This window comes from Ruegeria sp. AM7 (assembly GCF_056535965.1).
Genome location: NZ_JBQFJE010000001.1, coordinates 553,045 through 575,188 on the forward strand (window position 1 = coordinate 553,045; position 22,144 = coordinate 575,188).

Consider the following 22,144-nt stretch of genomic DNA (forward strand, 5'->3'; position numbering starts at 1 on the left):
ATGTCCTCATGATACCGAATACACATTCCAAGTCTCTGCAGTTCGGGGCCGATATGGCCCGCGATGCAGCCGTCGCAAATGACACAACCTTTAGTGCCGTTGAAAATGCGCTGGAACAATCGCAGGTCAAATGGAACTTGCTGTCAAAGTCAGCTGCGTTGCAATCCAGTAAAATCGCGACGGATCACTCCGAGCGCACGCGAAACCTGCTTCAAGGCATTGCAGACGCGTCTGCGCGAATTGCTGGCTCATCGTTTATTGCGAAGGATTGGGCGGATTACCTGAAGGACGCAAGCCAGCGTGTCGCTTTGACGATGGATGTGCTGCGTGAGCGCGGCGATATTTTCCTTGAACACGAAGCTGCCGGGTGCCCACCCGTATTGGTTTACGATTACGAAGTTGTGGTGGATGGCGCGCAGCTCAAGCGGCCTTGCAACTACCAGCTGTTGCAGATCGTGCCGCCTGAAGGTGTCAAAATCGACGACACCAAACGCCCGTATGTGATCATTGATCCAAGGGCGGGCCACGGTGGTGGAATAGGCGGATTTAAAACCGACAGTCAGGTCGGGGTAGCGCTATCCAAAGGGCACCCGGTTTATTTTGTCAGCTTTGGTCGTGACCCGGTGCCGGGCCAGACCCTCGCCGATGTCATGCATGCCGAGGCTGGATTTGTCAGAACGGTAAGCGCTCGCCATCCCAACAGCCCTCAACCTGTTGTCACGGGTAACTGTCAGGGCGGTTGGGCCACGTTGATCATGGCGGCCTGCAACCCCGATTTGACGGGCCCGCTTGTGCTGAACGGAGCGCCGATTGCCCCTTGGTCAGGCGAAGTCGGGGAAAACCCGATGCGGTACAATGCCGGAGTTCTGGGCGGGACATGGCAGCCGATGTTTTGGTCCGATCTGGGTGCCGGCAAGTTTGACGGTGCCAATCTGGTGATGAATTTCGAACAACTGAACCCCAGCCGGAATTACTTTGGAAAGTACTTTGATCTCTATCGTGATCCCGAAGGCGGCCGCCAGCGGTTTCTGGACTTTGAACGCTGGTGGGGTGGTTACTTCATTTTGAACGAAGCCGAAATCCACTGGATCGTCGAGCAGCTGTTTGTGGGCAATCGTTTGGTCAAGAACACGGCGCAGCTGGAGCCCGGCGTGCCAATCGACATCAAGGCAGTGAAGGGCCCGATTTTTGTTTTTGCCAGCCAGGGCGACAATATCACACCGCCTCAACAGGCGCTGAACTGGATTGCCGCAACCTATACCGACGAAGAAGAAATCCGCCTGCGCGGTCAGCGGATCATTTACATGTTGCACGACGAAGTCGGGCATCTGGGTATTTTCGTATCGTCCAAGGTCGCCCGGAAAGAGCATACCGAGCTTGCCTCGACCCTTGAAACGGTCGAAGCCATGGCGCCGGGGCTTTATGAGATGAAGATCGAAAACGTCGAGGGCGAGGGGCTCGACAAGAAATTCGAAGTCCGCTTTTTGGAGCGGACACTGAAAGATGTGGCAGCGCTGGATGACGGGCAGCAGGACGAGACATGTTTTGCTGCTGTAGCGCATATGTCGGAAACGCAGGCAAATATCTACGAAACCTTTGGCCGCCCTTTCGTGCAATCTGCTGTTACGCCAACCACGGGTCAGGCTTTGCAAGATCTTCATCCTTTGCGGCAGCAACGTGCGTTGGCGTCTTCTGCTCAGCCTACGATGTTGCCCGTGAAAATGACCGCTGACTTGGCCAAGGAAAATCGCTTGGTTGCTGCGCAGGACAATCCCTTTTTGCAATTGGAGAAACTGACAGGGGACTGGATCGAGCAGATGATGGACCTGGGCCGGGACCTGCGCGATGCCTGGTACGAAGCCGCGTTCTTTTCTATGTGGGGCGGTCCGGTGGCGACGTGGTTTGGGCGAAAAAATGCGGCCCATCGAACCTTGCCAGACCCCGAAGGACTGAAGGCCCTTCCCGAAGTGCAGGCCGCTTTGGCCCATATGAAACAAGGGGGTGTCGCCGAAGCTGTCGTCCGCATGTTGATCCTGCTGGCCTACAGCAATCAGAGTTTTCGCTCGGAAATATTGGATCGTTGGGCTCATGTGTTTAAACATGAGGACCCGTTCAAAGACCTGACAGTTGAACAGCGTCGCCGCCTTTTGCACGAACAGACGATCATAACGACGTTTGACGAACAAAGCGCCCTCGACAGTTTGTCTGATCTATTACCCGCCGAGGAAGAGCGCAGCAAAGCTGTTGATCTGATCGAGAGGATTGTTGGAGATATTCCGCAACCTACAACCGAGCTGATAGCTATGGTTCGAGACTTGCGACAAGTGCTTGACCTGCCTGCGCCAGAGCCTAAGACAGCGGCACTTCAAACATCAAAGACTCGCAGACCTGCAAAGCGGCCTGCTGAAATCAAGCAGAGTTGATACAGAATGAAAATCCTCGAAAATCGAACGTTTTCGCAACTGGAAGTTGGCGATGAGGCGCAATTGACCAGACTGTGTACAGTCGACGACCTGTACGCGTTTGCCTCGGCATCAGGTGATCATAACCCGTTGCATCTGGCGGCTTATGATGGCGATGGCGACGGTCGGCCCGAAGCGGTTGCACCTGCGTTGTGGCCTGCGGGCCTCGTGGCGGCGGTGTTGGGAAATATTCTGCCGGGCGCAGGGACGCAGACCCGACGTGCAGATTTAGCCTTTCATGTTCCGGTCTTGGCAGGGGATGAGCTGACGGCCTTTGTTACTGTCGCGGAAAAGCTGGAAGACGGCGATCTGATCTGCACAACCGAAGTGCACCGCGTTGGCGACAATATTCTGGTCCTCAGCGGAAGTGTTCAGGTAACGCCACCCGCCCAACACATGGAGTTCGACTCGGTCGAAGTTCCGGGTCTTGTTGTTCAGCGCCATCGCCATTTCGACGCGCTATTGGAAAAGGCGCGCCCGCTTGATCCGATGCCAACAGCGGTTGTCGCCCCCGAGGATGCCAATTCGCTTGGCGGTGCCTTGCTGGGCCATGCCAACAACATCATCACGCCCATACTTGTGGGGAACCGAGGCAAGATCGAAGCCGCTGCAGCCGAACTGGGTGCCGATTTGACAGGTATCGAGATCGTCGAAGCCGCCAGCCATGGGGTAGCTGCGCATAAGGCAGTAGACCTGGTGGTCGAAGGAAAGGCGGAAACCTTGATGAAGGGGTATCTGCATACTGATGAGCTGTTGCACGCGGTTCTGCGTCGGGAAAAGGGGCTGCGGACCGGGCGGCGACTGTCGCATGTATTCGTGATGGACGTACCGGGCATGTCGCGGCCGATCATGGTAACGGATGCCGCAGTCAATATCGCGCCTGACCTCGAGACCAAGGCAGATATCGTCCAGAACGCAATTCATCTGGCGCACTCGATAGGGATCGAAACCCCGAAAGTTGGGGTGTTGTCGGCGGTTGAAACGATAAACCCTCATATGCCCTCATCAGTAGACGCAGCGCTGCTGTCCAAGATGGCCGAACGGGGTCAGATCACAGGCGGTTTGGTCGACGGCCCTCTGGCGATGGACAACGCGGTTGACCTGAACGCGGCACGAACCAAAGGTATTACGTCCGAGGTCGGCGGCGCTGCGGACATTCTGGTCGCTCCGAATATCGAGGCCGGAAATATGGTGGCGAAACAGCTTACTTTTATCTCTCATGCCGAGGCCGCTGGCATCGTTCTAGGGGCAGCAGCGCCCATTATCCTGACGTCCCGGTCAGACGACGACGCGTCGCGCCTGGCATCTTGTGCAGTGGCAGCGCTGCACGCCAATGCAACCAAAGGCAAAATCCATGGCTGATCATGTTCTGGCATTGAACGCCGGCTCTTCTTCGCTCAAGTTTGCGCTGTATGAACTGGTGGATGAAAATCGCCCCAGTATGCGGTGGCGTGGACAGATTGAACGCTTGGGCGACGCGCCGCGTCTGCTGGCGCAATCCGCTGGTGGGCGGTCGATAGACCGGCCTTTGAGCAATACCAAAAGCCATGACGAAGCAATCCATGCGTTTCTGGAACTGGCGCAGGAATATCTGCCTGACATTCATGTCCGTGCGATCGGGCATCGCGTGGTGCATGGGGGCACCGTATATTCCGAGCCTGTTCGCATCGACGACGCTGTTATTGATACTCTCAGCAGCTTTATCCCCTTTGCGCCGCTGCACCAACCATACAGCCTTGCGGGCATTCGTGCCGCCAGTGCGGCTTTCCCCGACACGACGCAGGTCGCTTGTTTCGATACCGCCTTCCATCGTACACACCCGTGGGTCAATGACACCTTCGCGCTGCCGCAAAGCTATTATGACAAAGGTGTGCGTCGGTACGGCTTTCACGGACTTAGCTATGACTACATTTCACAAAAGCTGAAAGAGATCGCACCGGGTCTTTACGATGGACGAGTGGTTATCGCGCATTTAGGCAACGGTGCTTCAATGTGCGCGGTGTCCGGAGGGCGTGCCATTGCATCGACTATGGGGTTCTCGGCGTTGGATGGTTTGCCTATGGGGACGCGCAGCGGGCAACTGGATCCCGGTGTTGTGCTTTACATGATGCAGCAAGATGGCATGTCTGCCGATGAAATCGCCGAAGTCCTGTATCGCAAGTCAGGACTGTTGGGTCTTTCAGGTATTTCTTCGGACATGCGGACTCTGTTGGCCGCCGATACGCCCGATGCGCGCAAAGCCATCGACTATTACGTGTTCCGCATCCGTCGGGAGTTGGGCGCGTTGTCGGCCGCACTGGAGGGGATTGATGCACTGGTCTTTACCGGTGGTGTTGGCGAAAACTCAGCCCCAATTCGGCAAATGGTATGTGATGGGATGCGGTGGATCGGAATTGATATGGACCACGCACGCAATGCAGATGGCGGTACAGTTCTATCGACCGATTTCAGCCGAGTCCGAATTCTGTCGATCCCAACGAATGAAGAGATGGTGATTGCGCGGGCCGCTGCAGCGATGATGTAATCAATCTGCTTTCGTCTTGCGGTTCCGCGCGTACTTGAGCGCGGAACCCAACAGCGCACTGACGATTTCTGGCGTCAGCGCGCCCATTGGATCGCGCCGGACGCCCGAGACAACATTTCGCGCTTCGGTCAGGTTCTCTTTTATTTCAACCTCGATGTCCTGCAGGGCCATATCGCGCAGCTCGACGGCTGCGGTTGTATCCGTCGACGCAGTCATCGAGTTCGCGATCAATGCCAGCAAGACGGCGAGTACCAGATTAAGCCCGGCCAGAATAAGAGCAGCCACAGGTTTGGTCAGCGTCGCCGAAAGCCAGAAGAAGCCGGCTATGTTCAGCATCACTACCGCCAGACCGATGGCAAATCCTGCCGCGGCGTAGATGCCGGTTCGTTTCGCTGCGACAGCAACCTGCCGTTGCGCAATCAGGCGTTCGGCGCGCAGGATGATCGAAATATTTCGGGATATGCGGCTCATGCGTGGTCTCCTACCGGGAACGGCCCATCAGGTAGCCAACCGCGAAGATTCCGATGGCAAACATAATCGATTTCTTATGAGGGATATCCTCAAATTCCGTCAGCACCTCGTCAATCTGCGAGGTCCATTGATCCAGCGTTTCCGATATCTGTTCAGTTACGCTTTCGCTTCTGGCAGGGTTTTCAGTCTGGGACCTTTCGGCCAGTTGTCGACGGAGCTCCGCAACTTCTGCTTCCAACTCGGCTTTTGTTACCATCCTCGGGCCCTTTCACCGCTGACACATTATCACAGCTTTGCAGTGCGCCTGAGAATGATACCGGGTTTTTCCGTTTAGTAAAACGGACTTATGTGGCTAGTAATCCGATACCAGCAAGAAGTCAGGCCCAACATCTTCTTCGATCGTTGCAAAACGCGGGATAGGGTCTTCGAATACATTGTCCGTGCGGTCGTCGTTAACTGTGGAGACTTCACCGATCAGGCAGTCGCCCTTTTCCGCCCAGAAGGCGTGCCATATCCCGGGCATTAGCGTAACGCTTTCTCCCGGTTGCAGGCGCAATAGCTCTCCGGGTTTGATGGTGACAGGACAACTGTCACTGGGGACGACGACAGGATTATCGCGGTCAATGTCACCATCCGGGTCCGACGCATAAATCTCCATCACAAGATCGCCGCCGCCGCGGTTGATGATGTCTTCGGCCTTGATAATGTGGCGATGCATCGGCGAAAGCTGTTTGTCGCGGGACACCAACAGCTTTTCGGCATAAAGCATCCCCCGGCCTTTATTCAGATCGGTCACGTCGCCGTTGCGCAAGGTGAAAAGGAATAATCCCAGCTCATCAAACCGGCCTTGCCCGTAATCGGTGATATCCCAGCCCAGACCACGGTCTCGAATCCCTTGCGCATCATCGCTGCGCATACGGTCAGGCGACCACGTGGCGAACGGAGGCAATACGGCGCCGAAAGAGTGAATGAATGCCTCTGCTTCGGATTTGATGGAATTAATTTCAGATCGTTTCATCTGTGCCTCTTCAGCTCAAAGCTCATGCGCCCATGGTGGGTTTGCTCCGGCGCGTGATACAGTGATCGCAGCAACCTGTGCTCCTTTGATTAGGGCTGCGCCTAGCGTATCAGTTGTGAGATGGCGTACGGCTGACTTGGTCAAGTGACCGGAATTCTGCAACTCTGCAAGAACGCCTGCATTGAACGTGTCGCCAGCGCCTACCGTATCGACAACTTCGACCGGGTTGGAGGGTGTCGATATTTCTGTTCCGTCTGCCAAATAGCCCGAAGCCCCATCGCTGCCTTTTGTTACAATCACGGCGCTAGGTCCGTCTTGTAGCAATCGCCGGGCTTTGTCATCGGTACCTTTTTGTCCGGGAAGGATCCAATCAAGATCCTCGTCCGATACTTTTACAATATCCGACTGCGAGATCATCCGGTTCAACCGCGTTCGATACCGTGACTCATCCTTGATGAATCCCGGCCTGATGTTAGGGTCCAGCATAACGGCGCGGTCAGAACCATGCTGCTCCAGAACCGAAGCGTAGGCATCAGCGCAGGGTTCGCAAGCAAGGCTTATCCCGCCAAAATAAAGGGCCGTAACACCGGCCAACTGCGGCGGCATGTCTTCGGGCATCAGCATTCGGCCCGCCGAGTTTTCGTCGTTAAACGAGTAGGTCGCGTGGCCGTTTTTCAACTGTACGAATGCCAAAGTCGTTGGACGATCCGAGCGAATGACGTGCGTCTGATCTACGTGGCTGTTGGTTAGGGCGTCGGCAAGCTGATCCCCGAACATATCGCGGGACAAACCAGTGAGCATTCCGACCGATGCGCCCAAACGACCCAGCGCGATGGCGGTATTGAAAATCGCCCCGCCGGAATGGGGGACAAAACCCTGCCCACCGTCGGTGGTCGGGGCGGGGATCATGTCGATCAGCGCTTCACCGCAGCACAAGATCATTCGGGGACCTTTCCGGTTTGGCCGCGTCAGGCCATCCGACGCGCGAGCGCACTTTTGCAGAAATTGTTAGCGCCAACAATGCCAAATTCATCCTGTTCCGAGACATAGAGGTTCATCGACCGGCGTAGCTCACTGAACCGACCCCCGGCGTTGAAAGCGTCGCGGAAGGCGTCCTTGAACAGCCATCGGTTCTTTTCGGCCACGCCGCCCACCAGAAAAACACCGCCCGCAGGCATCATGGTCACAGCCATATCGCCCATGACGGCCCCCAGATGAGTGGTGAACATATGGGCCGCGCGCACCGCATGAGGGTCGGTTTGGGCCAGCGCGTCTTGCAGGATATCCTTTGCAGGCTGGGTTTCTGCGTTGGCTTGACCGGCTGCGAGTTGGATGGCTTGGTAGAGGATGGGCAGGCCGGTGCCGCTCAGGAACATCTCGGCTTCAAGGGTTAGCGAGTCGTCAAAGAAACACTCGGGCGCGACCTCGCGGGCGGCGCGAAACACTTCGACCTCGTCAGCGTGGCGCGGGGATAGGCCCACATGGCCGCCTTCGCCGGATGCCGTATGATAGTGCCCCTCGGAATAGAGTAACGACCCAACCCCGAGGCCGGTGCCCGGCCCAACGACCAAGCGGGTGCCGACCGGTGGGGTTTCCGCACCCTGCAACACTTCGACGTCACCGGCACCGATTTCGGCCACAGACCACGCCGCTGCGGTGAAGTCATTGATCACAAAGGTATGCTGCGCGCCGGTCGCACGACCGATGTCGTCCTCGGACAAATCAAGCTGCGCGTTGGTCAGTCGGATCGTACCATCTCGCACCGGCCCCGCCCCGGCGGCGACAACCGCTCGGGGGTCGGTGCCAATCTCGTCGCGCAGGCTGTGAAATGCCTCGAGCAGTTGCGGCAGCTGACCCGTTGGGTATTTGCGCAGATCGGTGAGTTTCCCGTTTGAGATAACCCCCAAACGGGTGTTAGTCCCGCCGATATCAGCCACCAGATTCCAGTGTTCATGCATGGCTCCGGCGGGTTGTGCCAGGGGGACTGAGACTTGTGCACCGGCGAGGGCAGTTTTCACCGCCTCAAAGGACGCTTTGGGCGTCCGCTCCATCGTATCAAAATCCACATCAACCAGACCAAAGCGTTTCTCGTAGCCAAGGGCCCATTCGTAATTGTCGAGCAGCGACCAGATGAAATAGCCTTTGACGGGCACATCCTGATCCAAAGCGTCTTTCACAGCGGCCCAATGCTGGTTGAGGTAGTCGATCCGGTCCTCATCCTGCTGGCGCTCAGAGCTGGCCATGCCATTTTCGGTCACATAGATCGGCAGATCGCCGGTATATTCACGAGCGGCCCGGGTCAGGAAACGTGTAAGGGCAGAAGGCTCGATCTCCCAACCCATTTGCGTTTTGGGCAGGGGGCCGGGGACCTCTTGCAGGCTGGGCCAGGCGGTGTCGGCGGGCGCGATCAGTTTGCGGGTGTAGTAGTTCAACCCGCACCAGTCGACGGGCGCGCCGATCGTGTCGAAATCATCCTGCCAGCCCGCGGGCAGATAGGGTTCCAGCCCGTCCAGAACATTTTGCGGATAGGCTTTGTTGAACACGCCACCCAGAAAGAACCGGTTGTAGATACCGTCGTACAGATCGGCGGCCTTGCGCGCCTCGGGGCTGTCATCGGCGGGTTCGGCCCATTCCAGATTGAACACCGCGCCCAGATTGGACATGCCCAGACCGCGCATCGCCTCGATCGCACGGCCATGCGCCAGCAGAACATGGTGCATCGCGCGGGCGGTCGCACGGATATCGCGCAGGCCAGGGGCGTGGTGGCCGTCGAAATGGCTCAGCCAGCTGACGCACCAGGGTTCGTTGATGGGGGCGACACTGAACATCCGGTCGCCGATGCGGCCCATGATGACCTCGGTGAAATCGGCAAACCACCCAGCGATATCCCGATTTCGCCAGCCGCCCAGATCCGCCAGCGGCGAGGGCAGTTCCCAATGGTAAAGCGTCGCACAGGGGCGAATGCCGCGTTCCAGCAGCGCATCGGCCAGACGATCGTAATAGTCCAACCCGACTTCGTTAACCTGACCGCGTCCTTCGGGCAGAACCCGCGCCCAGCTGGTCGAAAAGCGATAGCAATCAAACCCGGCCTCGCGCACCAGATCAAAGTCCTGATCGAAACGGTTGAGGTGATCGCAAGCGAGATCTCCGTTTTCGCCCCGCACAACGTTGCCGGGCGTGCGGGCAAAGGTGTCCCAATGGGTCTGACCTGCGCCCCCCTGCGCGTGGCCTTCGATCTGATAGGCAGAGGTTGCGACACCAAAGAGGAAATCTTTGGGGAAATCAGCGCGGGTATATTTCATGTTCAGAACCTGTCAGGAGCGGGGCCGGTCGAGCCGCCAACTACCAGTTCGGCCTCCAGCAATCTAGTTTTAACCGGGTCGTCCGGTGCTTTGATCCGGTCGATCAGCATTTCGGCGGCGATTTCCCCAGCCTGCCGGACCGAGGATCGCGTTGCCGTAAAGATCGGCACGTCCTGCCCATTCTTGAGATAGGACAGGTCGTCATCATGCGCGATGACGGACACATCGCGCCCCATTTTCAGCCCGACCTCAGTCAAAGCGCGCCGCACCCCGATGGCAGAAATCATTGACGAGACCAAGATGGCCGACGGGGGGTTCTCCAGTTGCAGCATGTCACGGGCTTCGTGATGGCCGTAAACCTCGGTCATCTCGGCGCTGCGCATCAGGGCGGGTTCGGGCGTCAGATCGGCTTCTTGCAGAGCCTGCAGATATCCTTCGCGGCGACGTTGGGCGAAGTCCATATCCTCTAACCCATTGATCAGCGCGATACGTTTGTGCCCCAGATCAATCAGAAACCGGGTCGCCCGCAGGAATGAGCTTTTGTTGTTCACGTCGACCCAGTCATAAGGCACCTCGATCCCGGTCGAGCGGCCATGGACGATGAACGGAACCGCCATGCGGGTCAGAACCTCGATCCGGTGTTCGTTGACCTTGGGGCCTTGCAGAACGACCCCATCGACTGCGCCGCGTTGGAACAAGTCCCGATAGGTGCGTTCGATCGAGGTATCGTCGGCATTGGTGAACATCATGTCATAGCCATGCGAACCGTAGGTCCGGGCGGCGCCGGCGACAAAATCCCCGAAGATGGGGTTGACCATTTCATGTTGCGAGGAACTGGGGATCACATGCCCGATCACCATAGAACGCCCCGTGGCCAGCCCCTTGGCGCGGCTGTTCGGCCGATAGCCGTGTTTGGTCGCCGCAGCCTGAACCCGCTCTCGCGTGGCCTCGTTCACCTCGGGGTATCCGTTCAGCGCGCGACTGACCGTTGTCTGCGAAAGACCAAGGATTTCTGAGAGCTGCTTTAGGTTCATTTCGCTTCAAAGCGCCTTCAAATTGGTGGCCAAACCGTTTTGAGAGGGTTTTTCTGTTGGGTCAACCCGTTTCTACACATCCCGTGTTTTATTAATTTATTGGCAAAATTCAAACCTAATATTGACAGAACTTGAATGTTAGCGGATAAAACTCGGCATTCAAAGCGCTTTGAAACCTGAGTCTCACGGGCGCGACAGAGTTGGGAGGAGAATTCATGAAACACTCGCTTTACGCAGGCGCGGCAACGTTCGCCCTGATGGCGGGCGCGGCGCATGCCGACAAGGTCACGGTGTTTGGCCCCTGGTTGGGGCCGGATCAGGAAAATGTCGAAAAGGTGCTGGACGGCTTTGCTGCTGCGACCGGGCATGAGTACGCCTATGTCGGCTCGGACAGTTTCGAACAGCAGATCCGCATCGACGCGGAAGCAGGATCGGCCCCCAACGTTGCGGTTTTCCCTCAGCCCGGTCTGGCGGCGGACATGGCCAAATCCGGCTTTCTGACGCCTTTGGCAGATGGCACATCCGATTGGATTCGCGACAATTACGCTGCGGGCCAATCTTGGGTCGATCTGGGAACTTACGCAGGCCCGGACGGTGCTGATAACCTCTACGGGTTTTTCTACAAGGTCGATGTGAAATCGCTGGTCTGGTATGTTCCCGAGAACTTCGAGGACGCCGGATACGAAGTGCCGACCACGATGGAAGAACTCAAAGCTCTGACGGACCAAATCGTCGCGGACGGCGAGACGCCTTGGTGTATCGGTCTGGGGTCTGGTGGAGCGACCGGCTGGCCCGCGACCGACTGGGTTGAGGACATGATGCTGCGTACACAATCGCCTGCGGATTATGACGCCTGGGTTGCAAATGAGATGAAGTTCAATGACCCCAAGGTCATCGCAGCGATCGAGGAATTCGGAGCCTTCGCCCGCAACGACGACTATGTCGCCGGTGGGGCAGGGGCCGTGGCCACAACCGATTTCCGCGACAGTCCCAAAGGCATGTTCAGCTCTCCGCCGCAATGCTATCTGCACCGTCAGGCCTCGTTCATTCCGGCTTTCTTCCCGGAAGGCACGGTCGTGGGTGAAGATGCGGATTTCTTCTACTTCCCCGCTTATGAAAGCAAGGATCTTGGCAGCCCGGTTCTGGGTGCGGGCACGCTTTGGGCGATCACCAATGACAGCCCCGGCGCGCATGCTTTGATCGAGTATCTGCAGACCCCCGAAGCGCACGAGACCTGGATGCAATTGACCGGGTTCCTGACACCGCATAAGGGCGTTGATACCGCGCTGTTCTCGGACCCGACGTTGAAGAAGATGAACGACATCCTTCTGGGCGCGACCACCTTCCGGTTTGACGGGTCTGACCTGATGCCCGGCGGTGTTGGCGCAGGGACGTTCTGGACCGGCATGGTCGACTATGCGGGCGGGACCTCGGCGGAAGAGGTTGCCAACGAAATCCAATCCTCCTGGGACGCGCTGGACTAAGCGTTCCTGATCGGGCAGCCCACCAGTTCGGGTTGCCTGCCACCGTCGCAAGGGAGACGCGGCATGCATCCGGCATTACAGGGCCTGCTGACCATCGCCATCGGCGTGTCAGGGTGTGTGGGCTATTTCTACCTCTCCAACCAGTTTCTGGACAAAGTGCTGTTCCCGGCGCGCGGCCCGAATGCAGGGCGCAATATCAACCGCGCTAACATGATCCGTCCGTGGTTGTTTCTGTTCCCGGCGTTGGCGGCGTTGGGCCTGTATCTGGCCTATCCGGTGGTCGAAACGCTGCGCTTGTCCCTTACGGATCGGGTACCCGGTGGGGGCTATGAATGGGTGGGCCTGGAAAACTACATCCAGATGGCGAATGAGCCCAAATTCTGGGAAGCCATGCGCAACAACATGTTCTGGTTGATCATCGTGCCGGCGATGTCCACCGCTTTGGGTCTTTTGGTTGCGCAACTGACCGACCGCATTCGTTGGGGCAATATCGCCAAGTCGCTGATCTTCATGCCGATGGCGATTTCTTTTGTGGGTGCATCGGTGATCTGGAAGCTCGTCTATGACACTCGCCCGGCCGAGCAGGATCAGATCGGGATGCTGAACGCGCTTTACATCTTTTTTGGAGGGACAGAGCCGCAGACATGGCTGACCATCCCGTTCTGGAACAGTTTCTTCCTGATGGTCGTCCTGATCTGGATACAAACCGGATTTGCCATGGTGATCCTGTCCGCGGCTTTGCGCGGCATCCCCGAAGAAACCGTCGAGGCCGCCATTCTGGACGGCGCCAACCCGTTCCAGATTTTCTTCCGTATCAAGGTGCCGCAGATCAAGACCACAATTCTGGTCGTATGGACCACGATCACCATCACCGTGCTCAAGGTCTTTGACATCGTCTTTGCCATGACCAACGGCCAGTGGGAGACACAGGTTCTCGCCAACTACATGTATGACAAGCTGTTCCGCGCCAATGACTGGGGTGTGGGGTCGGCCTCGGCCATGGTGATCATGCTGCTGGTCACTCCGATCCTGATCTGGAACGTGCGCAACGCGCGCAAAGAGATGGAGTGAGGCCATGAGCGATATTGCAGGAACCAAACCGGCGCTGCGCTGGGTCGTCCATGCCTCGGTCATATTTCTGGTCGTGCTTTGGGTTGTGCCAACACTTGGGCTGTTGATCTCGTCTTTTCGCACGGCTGATCAGATTGCCACAAGCGGCTGGTGGAAATCTCTCTTCCCGTCTGAACAGAACCTGACTTTGCGGTCCGCCGCGCCGGACACACAGGTTCTGGAAAACGGGGTTTACGTGATCGAAGGCAACCTGTTTGACGCGGGCACAACGGCTACGATCTCACAATGGGGTGTCAGCTCTCGGGACGTGGACGCATTTGTTCCGGGTGACACTGCTGAGCTGCGTCGGGGTGGTACGATCACCGTGGACGCGCAAGGCAACTACCGGATGAAGAATTCGGAAGAATTTACCGGTAGCCGGGGTGCCCGTGTATTCGTGACCGCAGAATTGCCGCCCGAGTTCACGTTGGCCAATTACCACAAGGTTTTGTTGGCCGAAGATTCCTCAGACAGTATGGGGCGGGCGTTCTTCAATACTCTGACTGTGACCATCCCGGCGACGATCATTCCGATCTTGGTGGCCGCCTTTGCGGCCTATGCGCTGGCGTGGATGGATTTCCCCGGCCGCGCCCTGCTGATTGCTGCCGTAGTTGGATTGTTGGTGGTGCCGTTGCAACTGGCGCTGATCCCACTCTTGAAATTCCACCTCAATATCGGGATCGGGAAAGGCTATCTTGGGGTTTGGATGGCCCATACCGGGTTCGGGATGCCGCTGGCAATCTACCTGCTGCGCAACTACATGGCTGGCCTTCCCCGAGACCTGATCGAAAACGCGCGGGTCGACGGAGCGACCGAGTTTCAGATCTTCACCAAACTGATCCTTCCGTTGAGTTTCCCGGCGCTGGCCTCTTTCGCGATCTTCCAGTTCCTGTGGACTTGGAATGATCTGCTGGTCGCCAAGGTCTTTTTGATCGACGCGTCGGGTCAGACCACCGTCATGACCAACCAGATCGTCGAGCTGCTGGGCACGCGGGGCGGCAACTGGGAAATTCTGGCCACGGCGGCCTTTGTCTCGATCGCAGTGCCGCTGATCGTTTTCTTCGCAATGCAAAAATATCTGGTTCGGGGCCTGCTGGCCGGATCCGTCAAATAGAGGCTTCTGATGAACGTGCAGAACACTGTGGACACAACGAAGGCAACCCAAGCAGCGTCCGATTGGTGGCGTGGCGGTGTGATCTATCAGATCTATCCCCGCAGCTTTCAGGACAGCAACGGCGACGGAATTGGCGACCTGAAAGGGATTACTCAGCGTCTGGGCTATATCGCCTCGCTTGGGGTCGATGCGATCTGGATATCGCCGTTCTTCAAATCTCCGATGAAGGACTTCGGATATGACGTCAGCGATTACCGCGATGTCGATCCGATGTTCGGAACGATGGCGGATTTCAAAGAGCTTTTGGATCAGGCGCATGGGCTTGGGCTGAAAGTGATGATCGACCTTGTGCTGTCGCATACCTCGGATCAGCACCCGTGGTTCAGCGAAAGCCGGTCCAACCGCGAAAACGAAAAGTCCGATTGGTATGTCTGGGCGGACCCGAAACCGGACGGAACGCCGCCAAACAACTGGTTGTCGATCTTCGGAGGCTCGGCCTGGCAGTGGGATTCGCGCCGGTTGCAGTATTATCTGCACAACTTCCTGACTTCGCAGCCCGACTTGAATTTCCATTGCCCGGCGGTTCAGGACGCCTTGCTGGATGTGGCTCGGTTCTGGCTGGATTTGGGCGTCGATGGGTTCCGGCTGGACACGATCAACTTTTACTTCCATGACAAGCAGCTGCGCGACAACCCCGGCCTGCCGATGGATCAGCGTAACGCCTCGATTGCGCCGATGGTGAACCCGTATAACCATCAAGATCACCTTTTCTCCAAAAGCCAGCCTGAGAATATTGCCTACCTCGAACGGTTGCGTGCGTTAACCGACGAATACGAAGGCCGCGCTTGTCTGGGTGAGGTCGGCGACGCGCAGCGCGGGCTTGAGATCATGGGCGAATACACCACCGGCGATAAACGGATGCACATGTGCTATGCCTTCGAGTTTCTGGAAAAACGCGCATTGACCGCGTCTTACGCCAAACAGGTTTTCGATCAGTTAGAGGACAAGGCCGGTGATGCGTGGCCTTGCTGGGCCTTCTCGAACCACGACGTTCAGCGACACGCGACGCGTTGGGGATTAAGCGACGAGGCCGTTCGACAGCACGCAGTTCTGATGATGTGCTTGCGGGGCTCTGCCTGCCTGTATCAGGGTGAGGAACTGGGCCTGCCCGAGGCGGATGTGGCATTTGAAGACCTGCAAGATCCCTATGGCATCGAATTCTGGCCAGAATTCAAGGGACGCGACGGGTGCCGCACGCCGATGGTCTGGGCCGCGCAGGACGAGCAATCGGGTTTTAGTGCTGGCCGACCGTGGCTGCCGGTTAGTGGACCACAAGCCGAACGGGCCGTGGATAGGCTGGAACAGGATCCATACTCGATGCTGCACCACTATCGTCGCGCAATTGCGCTGCGGCATGCGCATCCGGCACTGATGTCCGGGGAACAGATGGAGATGGCCCAAACTGGCCCTGTTCTGACTTTTCTGCGCGACGCCCCGACCGAGCAGGTTTTCTGCGCTTTCAACCTGGGTTCGGACCCGGCTGAGGTCACTCTGCCGGACGGAAAATGGCACATAATCGGGGAGGAGTTGGGCAGCGTCGACGGGGAAGGGACGTTGTCCCTCGACGCTGCGCAATTCTGTCTGCTGGCGCGGGATAAGGGGTAGGCTATGTCGGAACTCAAACTCACGGACGTGGCCAAGACCTATGGCCACGTGGACGTCCTGAAAAACATCAACCTGGACATTGACCGAGGCGAGCTTATCGTGTTCGTCGGTCCTTCGGGCTGCGGTAAATCCACCTTGCTGCGCATGATTGCAGGGCTGGAGAAGATCTCGGGTGGAACGCTTGAGATCGAAGGGCAGGTGATGAACGATGTGCCCCCGGCGCAGCGCGGTATTGCGATGGTGTTCCAAAGCTATGCGCTTTATCCCCACATGACCGTGCGCGAGAATATGGCCTTTGCCCTCAAGATCGCAAAGATGCCTGCGGCGGATGTGGATGCCGCTGTCGAACGCGCCGCGCGTATCCTTCAGTTGGAACCATTTCTGGATCGGCTCCCCAAGGCACTTTCGGGCGGGCAACGTCAGCGGGTTGCCATTGGGCGGGCCATTGTGCGCGATCCCAAGGTCTATCTGTTCGACGAACCGCTTTCGAATCTCGACGCCGCCCTGCGTGTTGCGACGCGCATTGAAATTGCGCGCCTGAAAGAGGCGATGCCCGACAGCACAATGATCTACGTGACCCACGATCAGGTTGAAGCCATGACACTGGCCACTCGGATTGTTGTTCTGGCCAACAAGGGTATCGCACAGGTTGGTACTCCGTTGGAGCTTTATGAAACACCCGACAATGAGTTTGTCGCGCAGTTCATAGGCTCTCCGGCGATGAATCTGTTGCCAGGTGTCATCGTGCAAACTGGTTCCGAGACGGTGGTTGATCTGGATTCAGGCGGAACGGTTACAAGCAGTATCGCGACCCAAGAGCAAGACATGGGCAAGCAGGTCAATGTCGGCATCCGGCCCGAACACTTTGTACCCACCGGCGAAAACCCTGCGTTCGAAGGCGTTGTCGATTTCACAGAAGCATTGGGCGAGGTGACTTTGCTGTATTTCGAGAGTCGTAAAGGCGCCGAAGCCGTCATTGCCAAATTGCAAGGGATTCAACGCGGCAAAAGAGGGCAAACAGTCGGAGTCTCGGCTAGCCCTGAGAAAGTGCACTTGTTCCATGATGGCAAAAGCATGCGCGCAACATCCTGATTCTTTTGGAAATCACTAAAGCACTCTCGTATAGGGTTTTGCCTGCTTCACTCGAAAGGTAAGCGGGTCTGCTCCGTCTTGCCTCATTTATCGGCATGTGGATCAAGCGGCATATTTTTAGCGTTTCTGCAATTTTGATGTTTTTCGGGCCAGACCCGTGCATTTGCTGAATTGTGTACAGGATCGTGCAAGAGAGCAGCGCAAACTGGACCTATGAAAATTGATAACTGTCACTTTTGGACTGACAGAGGTCTCGCAAAGGTCTAGCGTGTAGACACAAAAACAAAAAACTAATGAAAACGGGAGATACGACTATGACTGAATGTAAACCCCTGTCCCGGCGGACAGTCCTGAAAGGCGCTGGTGCGGCGGCGTTGGCTGCCCCGCTTTACAGCAAAAGCGCGCTGGCCTCGTCGGGTGAAATCAACATCCTGATGTGGTCGGACTACCTGCCGCCGTCCTTCCTGCAGGAGTTTGAAACCCTGACCGGAATCAAGGTCAACTATACTGGTATCGGTTCGAACGAAGAGATCATCAACAAGATGAAGGCCACCAAGGGCCAGGGCTTTGACATCGTCTCGCCCACTAACAACCGGTCCTTGCAGTGGGAGCCGCTAGAGTTGCTGCAGCCCTTTGACATGAACAAGGTGCCGATTGATCTGGTGAACCCGGCTATGGCCTCGATCGGCACGGATGCGTGGAACTTTGGCGACAGTGGCGTGCATTGGTTGCCGCATATCTGGGGTACCGAAGGCATTGCCTATCGCACCGACCTATGGCTGCCCGAAGGAGATGCGCCATCTTATGGCGATGTATGGTCCGAGGAAAACGCCGGCAAAACCATGGGGCGCGCGCATTCGATGATGCTGGGCGCAGGTCTGTACATGGAGCGTTCGGGTGAGATGGAGCCGGGTTCGGTCTGGTCGGCGTATAATGACGAAGAAACCATGCGCAAGGTCTGGGGTCAGATTACTGATTGGTGCATCGAACGTAAGAACCGGATCAAGCTGATCTGGAACGACGCGGATACGCAGAAGAATGGTCTGCTGAACGAAGGTGTTGTGGTTGGTCAGACTTGGGACGGCCCACCGCTGGCGTTGAAATCGGCAGGTGAGCCGGTGCATTACCAAGCCCCTGTCGAAGGTGCGATGGCCTGGGTTGACGGCATGTCGATCCCGACCGGTGCGGCGAATATGGATCAGATCTACGCCTTCATCGACTTTGCCTATCAGGCGAAGCCGGCTGGTGTGGCGATTGACAGCCACGGCTATAACTCGCCGGTTCTGGGTGCCGACCAATATTCGGGCGACACCTACAAGAAGAACTTCGCCGAGGCTTATCCGGGCGACTCGCTGGCCAACCTCAACCCGTGGCCGGCCGAAGCGCCGTGGTATGCCGAAACCCGGACCGAGTTCGTCAACAAGTTCAAAAGCGCCTGATCGCTTTGAAACGACGCCCTCCGCGCTGTCGCGGGGGGCCATCCATCCGTGCGCTTTGGCGTGACGGACCCTATTTAGGTGTGGTCCCCATCCGCACCAGACGGAGATACCTAAAATGAGTGCAGGGGTCGGTGTAGATCTGGAAAACCTGTGGATTCGGTTCGGCGATTTCGTGGCCGTGCGGGATGCCAATGTGAACATCAACGGGGGCGATTTCTTTTCATTCCTTGGCCCCTCGGGCTGCGGCAAGACGACGATCTTGCGGGCCGTTTCCGGCTTTCTTGATCCCAGCGAAGGCAAGGTTCTGATCGGTGGCAACGACATGCGCGGGATCGGTCCGAACAAACGGCCCACTGCACTGATCTTCCAGAACCTTGCGTTGTTCCCCCTGATGAAGGTTTGGGAGAACATCACCTTCTCAATGGAGATCAAAGGAGCCAGCGCCAAGGAGCGCCGTAAACGCGCGGGTGAGCTGCTGGACATGATCGCTTTGCCGGGGCAGGGCGATAAACTGCCCAGCGAGTTGTCAGGCGGTCAGCGTCAGCGAGTTGCCATCGCGCGGGCTTTGTGTGCTGAACCCGACGTATTGCTGCTGGACGAGCCGCTCTCGGCGCTGGACCTGAAGCTGCGCCAGCATATGCGCACCGAGCTGCGCGAAATTCAGCAGCGTGTGGGCATCACGTTCATTTACATCACCCACGATCAGGGCGAGGCGCTGACCATGTCCGACAACATCGCCGTGATGCGCGCGGGTGTGATCGACCAGATTGCCGATGGCAAGACCATCTATAATGACCCGAACACGGCCTTTGCGGCCTCATTTGTCGGGGAAAACAACGTGTTCCGGGGCAGGATCAAGCAGGTCATGGGGACCGAGGCCGTGATCTCGACCAATCGCACTGGTGATCTGGTGGCGCGGATTTCCACCGCCAATCAGGGCAAGATGCGCGAAGGGGATGAGGCGATGATGTTTGTCCGGCCCGAAGCCTTTGCCATCGCCTCGGACGACGCGCCGGGCGATCACTGTGTCTCGGCGCGTGTGAAGCATGAGGAGTTCGAGGGCAACGCCTTCAACATCTTCACCGAAGGCGAGGGCGGCAAAGAGATCAAAGTGTCCCTGCCCAATGTCGGGCAGTCCTTCGAGGACCACACAGGCCAGACCATCCGGCTGGAATACGAGACCCGCAACGCGGTTCTGGTTCCGGCGGGTGAGCTGGCGGCGGAATAGGGGAAATCGCATGCCCCGTTTCCTGAAAGAGTTTTTCAACCGCAACGGCACCGGCATGGGGCTGGCGATCTTGGGTCTGGTGATCTTCTGGACCATCGGCCTGATCATCCTGCCTCAGTTGTCGATGCTGGATTTCTCGTTCCGGCCCAACCTGCCCCCGCCCGAGATTGGCGGGCCCAAGGATGTCTATACGCTGGAGAATTACAAATACCTGATCTACGGCCCCGAGGGTGGCAGTCAGGATTATAACGCCGTCGATCTGCGCGTGTTCTTCCGCACCTTGCTGGCTGCGGTCTGTGTGACGATCTTCAACCTGATCCTGTGCTACCCGATCGCCTATTATCTGGGTCAGTCCAAGGGCAGCCATATCCGCATCTTTGCGATCATGCTGATCATCCCTTACTGGATCAACGAAATCCTGCGCGCCTTTGCGCTGCGGATCATTTTTGGCGAAACCGGAGTGCTGAATACCTTGTTTCTGGGGTTGGGCATCTGGGATACGCCGTTTGACTTTATCCGCAACGATATCGCGCTCTATGCAGGGCTGGGCTATGCCTATATCCTGCTGATGATCTTCCCGATCTACAACGTGATCGAAAGTCTGGACCACAACCAGATCGAGGCCGCACGCGATCTGGGGGCGCCGTGGTGGCGTATTCACTGGCGGGTAGTCATTCCTTATGCCAAGCCGGGGATCAGCTCGGGCTGTACGATGGTGTTCATGCTGTCGGCCGGTGCGCTGGCCGCGCCACAGATTCTGGGCGGGCCGTCCTCGCTGTGGTTCACGCAGCTGATCTATCAGCAGTTCAACGACAACAATGACTGGCCGCAGGGGGCCGCCTACGCCATCGTGCTGCTGGTGACCTGTATCCTGTTCGTGCTGGCAGTGATGCGCCTGTTCAAGGTGAATATGGGGGATATCGGGAAATGAACCTGTCCTTCCTTCGTATCAGCATCTGGGTCTATCTGGCGATCTTCTTCCTGTATCTGCTGGGCCCGCTGGTGATCATGTCAGTCACAGCCTTCAACTCGTCCGCATTCCCACGGATGACCCCGTGGGAATGCCTGACCTTCCAGTGGTTCGGAGAACTGTTTCAGGATCAGCGTATCCTGAACGGCATCAAGAACTCGCTAATCATCGGGGCCGGTACGGTGGTTTTGTCGGTTGCGATGGGGCTGGCGGGGGCGCTGATGCTGACCCAAATCTGGCCCAAGCTGCGCGCGACTTATTACACTATCATCATCGCGCCGATCCTGATCCCCGGCGTTGTGCTGGGGATTTCGACACTGGTGTTCTGGGACCGGATCAACCGGATGCTCGGGCTGGGCGCGGATAGTGTGTTGTCGAACGGCATCTTCCTGACGGTGATTGGCCAGTCTACCTTTATCGCCAGTTACTGCATGCTGGTGCTGGTGGCGCGTCTGCAGCGATACGACGTGGCCTTGACCGAGGCCGCGCTGGACCTTGGTGCAACCCATGCACAGGCATTCCGCAAGATCCTGCTGCCCTTCATGCGTCCGGCGATTGCAAGCGCCGCAGTGCTGGCGTTTCTTGCATCGTTCGAAAACTACAACACCACGACTTTCACCTTTGGCGAATACCCGACGCTGACCATCGAACTGGCGCAAAAGGTGCGGTACGGCATCACGCCTTCGATTTCGGCTTTGGCCTTTATCATCGTGGCGCTGACTGTGTTCTTTGCTTTGCTGAATGAGGCCAAGCTGAAACGGCAGGAGCTGGTGGCCGCCGCGCGCAAGAACGCTACGGTCGAGGAATTGGCGGGCAAGATCAAGTTGCCCAGCTTCTTCGCGGGCAACGTGGCGGCCCTTTTGGTGGTTGTCTTCGGTGTGGCCACGATCACCGTGGTTGGCACCGCGACAGCCTATAACCCTGCGCAATGCATCGCCAACGTCAAAGAGCAAAAGCAGCTTGAGGCGGAGCAGCGTATTCAAGAACTGCGCAAGCAACGCGAAGAACGCCGCAAACAGCGCGAAGCGGAAGAGGCCGAACAGGGTGGTGCGCAATCAACGCCGAAACCGTCAAACAACAGCGGGTTTGGCAATGTGTTTGCACCGAACACGTTGGGCGGAGGCGACGAGGAGTCGAGCTCGGAGCCGCAGCCGTCGACAAACGGTGGGTTCGGCGGGGCCTTTGATCCTAACAGTCTGAAGACAGACTAGCGACGTCAATCACGCCCGCC

At 57.5% G+C, this 22,144-nt stretch carries 18 protein-coding genes and 1 pseudogene; 12 read left to right on the forward strand and 7 right to left on the reverse strand.

Annotation, left to right across the window (positions count from 1 at the left end; translation table 11 throughout):
* Positions 1 to 8: 8 nt before the first annotated feature.
* From ACR3EG_RS02390 to ACR3EG_RS02400, 3 genes are read left to right on the forward strand one after another with little or no spacing between them, the layout of a single operon-like run.
* Positions 9 to 2,423: a DUF3141 domain-containing protein gene (locus ACR3EG_RS02390; RefSeq protein ID WP_480482587.1), complete on the forward strand. Its 2,415-nt coding sequence runs from the start codon at positions 9 to 11 to the stop codon at positions 2,421 to 2,423.
* A 6-nt stretch (positions 2,424 to 2,429) separates the two neighbouring features.
* A complete protein-coding gene (locus ACR3EG_RS02395; RefSeq protein WP_480482588.1) occupies positions 2,430 to 3,824 on the forward strand; it encodes a bifunctional enoyl-CoA hydratase/phosphate acetyltransferase in 1,395 nt (464 codons plus the stop codon).
* Entirely contained in the window at positions 3,817 to 4,986 is a 1,170-nt protein-coding gene (locus tag ACR3EG_RS02400; protein WP_480482590.1) for an acetate/propionate family kinase, read from the forward strand. The genes ACR3EG_RS02395 and ACR3EG_RS02400 overlap by 8 nt, the downstream gene beginning before the upstream one ends.
* Here the strand turns inward: ACR3EG_RS02400 and ACR3EG_RS02405 are convergent, their stop codons facing one another.
* The 7 genes and pseudogenes from ACR3EG_RS02405 to ACR3EG_RS02435 form a co-directional block, all read right to left on the reverse strand.
* Positions 4,987 to 5,457 (reverse strand): hypothetical protein, encoded by a 471-nt coding sequence (locus tag ACR3EG_RS02405; RefSeq protein ID WP_480482592.1) that lies wholly within the window; start codon positions 5,455 to 5,457, stop codon positions 4,987 to 4,989.
* Between the two features lie 10 nt (positions 5,458 to 5,467).
* Positions 5,468 to 5,713: a hypothetical protein gene (locus tag ACR3EG_RS02410; RefSeq protein WP_480482594.1), complete on the reverse strand. Its 246-nt coding sequence runs from the start codon at positions 5,711 to 5,713 to the stop codon at positions 5,468 to 5,470.
* A 96-nt stretch (positions 5,714 to 5,809) separates the two neighbouring features.
* The gene (locus ACR3EG_RS02415; RefSeq protein ID WP_480482596.1) at positions 5,810 to 6,475 is read right to left on the reverse strand and encodes a D-lyxose/D-mannose family sugar isomerase; all 666 of its coding nucleotides are present in this window, start codon (positions 6,473 to 6,475) and stop codon (positions 5,810 to 5,812) included.
* A gap of 15 nt (positions 6,476 to 6,490) precedes the next feature.
* Complete coding sequence (locus tag ACR3EG_RS02420; protein WP_480482598.1) at positions 6,491 to 7,417, reverse strand: carbohydrate kinase family protein; 927 nt, start codon at positions 7,415 to 7,417, stop codon at positions 6,491 to 6,493.
* Positions 7,418 to 7,443: 26 nt separating this feature from the next.
* Positions 7,444 to 8,433, reverse strand: a complete 990-nt coding sequence (locus tag ACR3EG_RS02425) for a glucokinase (protein ID WP_480482866.1) — start codon at positions 8,431 to 8,433, stop codon at positions 7,444 to 7,446.
* Between the two features lie 42 nt (positions 8,434 to 8,475).
* Positions 8,476 to 9,777: pseudogene (locus ACR3EG_RS02430) on the reverse strand (GH1 family beta-glucosidase); the annotation flags it as partial.
* A gap of 2 nt (positions 9,778 to 9,779) precedes the next feature.
* On the reverse strand, positions 9,780 to 10,811 hold the full coding sequence (locus tag ACR3EG_RS02435; RefSeq protein WP_480482599.1) for a LacI family DNA-binding transcriptional regulator: 1,032 nt from the start codon (positions 10,809 to 10,811) through the stop codon (positions 9,780 to 9,782).
* Between the two features lie 215 nt (positions 10,812 to 11,026).
* Here ACR3EG_RS02435 and ACR3EG_RS02440 point away from each other — a divergent pair, with 215 nt between their 5' ends.
* The 9 genes from ACR3EG_RS02440 (at position 11,027) to ACR3EG_RS02480 (ending at position 22,124) form a co-directional block, all read left to right on the forward strand.
* A complete protein-coding gene (locus tag ACR3EG_RS02440) occupies positions 11,027 to 12,295 on the forward strand; it encodes an ABC transporter substrate-binding protein (RefSeq protein ID WP_480482601.1) in 1,269 nt (422 codons plus the stop codon).
* A gap of 63 nt (positions 12,296 to 12,358) precedes the next feature.
* Complete coding sequence (locus tag ACR3EG_RS02445; RefSeq protein ID WP_170754134.1) at positions 12,359 to 13,366, forward strand: carbohydrate ABC transporter permease; 1,008 nt, start codon at positions 12,359 to 12,361, stop codon at positions 13,364 to 13,366.
* 4 nt (positions 13,367 to 13,370) lie between these two features.
* Complete coding sequence (locus ACR3EG_RS02450; RefSeq protein ID WP_480482604.1) at positions 13,371 to 14,519, forward strand: carbohydrate ABC transporter permease; 1,149 nt, start codon at positions 13,371 to 13,373, stop codon at positions 14,517 to 14,519.
* Between the two features lie 9 nt (positions 14,520 to 14,528).
* Positions 14,529 to 16,184, forward strand: a complete 1,656-nt coding sequence (locus ACR3EG_RS02455; protein WP_480482606.1) for an alpha-glucosidase — start codon at positions 14,529 to 14,531, stop codon at positions 16,182 to 16,184.
* 3 nt (positions 16,185 to 16,187) lie between these two features.
* Complete coding sequence (locus ACR3EG_RS02460; protein ID WP_480482608.1) at positions 16,188 to 17,276, forward strand: ABC transporter ATP-binding protein; 1,089 nt, start codon at positions 16,188 to 16,190, stop codon at positions 17,274 to 17,276.
* Between the two features lie 314 nt (positions 17,277 to 17,590).
* Positions 17,591 to 18,715: an extracellular solute-binding protein gene (locus ACR3EG_RS02465; RefSeq protein ID WP_480482610.1), complete on the forward strand. Its 1,125-nt coding sequence runs from the start codon at positions 17,591 to 17,593 to the stop codon at positions 18,713 to 18,715.
* A 115-nt stretch (positions 18,716 to 18,830) separates the two neighbouring features.
* On the forward strand, positions 18,831 to 19,943 hold the full coding sequence (locus tag ACR3EG_RS02470) for an ABC transporter ATP-binding protein (protein WP_480482612.1): 1,113 nt from the start codon (positions 18,831 to 18,833) through the stop codon (positions 19,941 to 19,943).
* Between the two features lie 10 nt (positions 19,944 to 19,953).
* On the forward strand, positions 19,954 to 20,874 hold the full coding sequence (locus ACR3EG_RS02475; RefSeq protein ID WP_480482614.1) for an ABC transporter permease: 921 nt from the start codon (positions 19,954 to 19,956) through the stop codon (positions 20,872 to 20,874).
* On the forward strand, positions 20,871 to 22,124 hold the full coding sequence (locus tag ACR3EG_RS02480) for an ABC transporter permease subunit (protein WP_170355121.1): 1,254 nt from the start codon (positions 20,871 to 20,873) through the stop codon (positions 22,122 to 22,124). Before ACR3EG_RS02475 ends, ACR3EG_RS02480 begins: the two co-directional genes overlap by 4 nt.
* Positions 22,125 to 22,144: the final 20 nt, after the last annotated feature.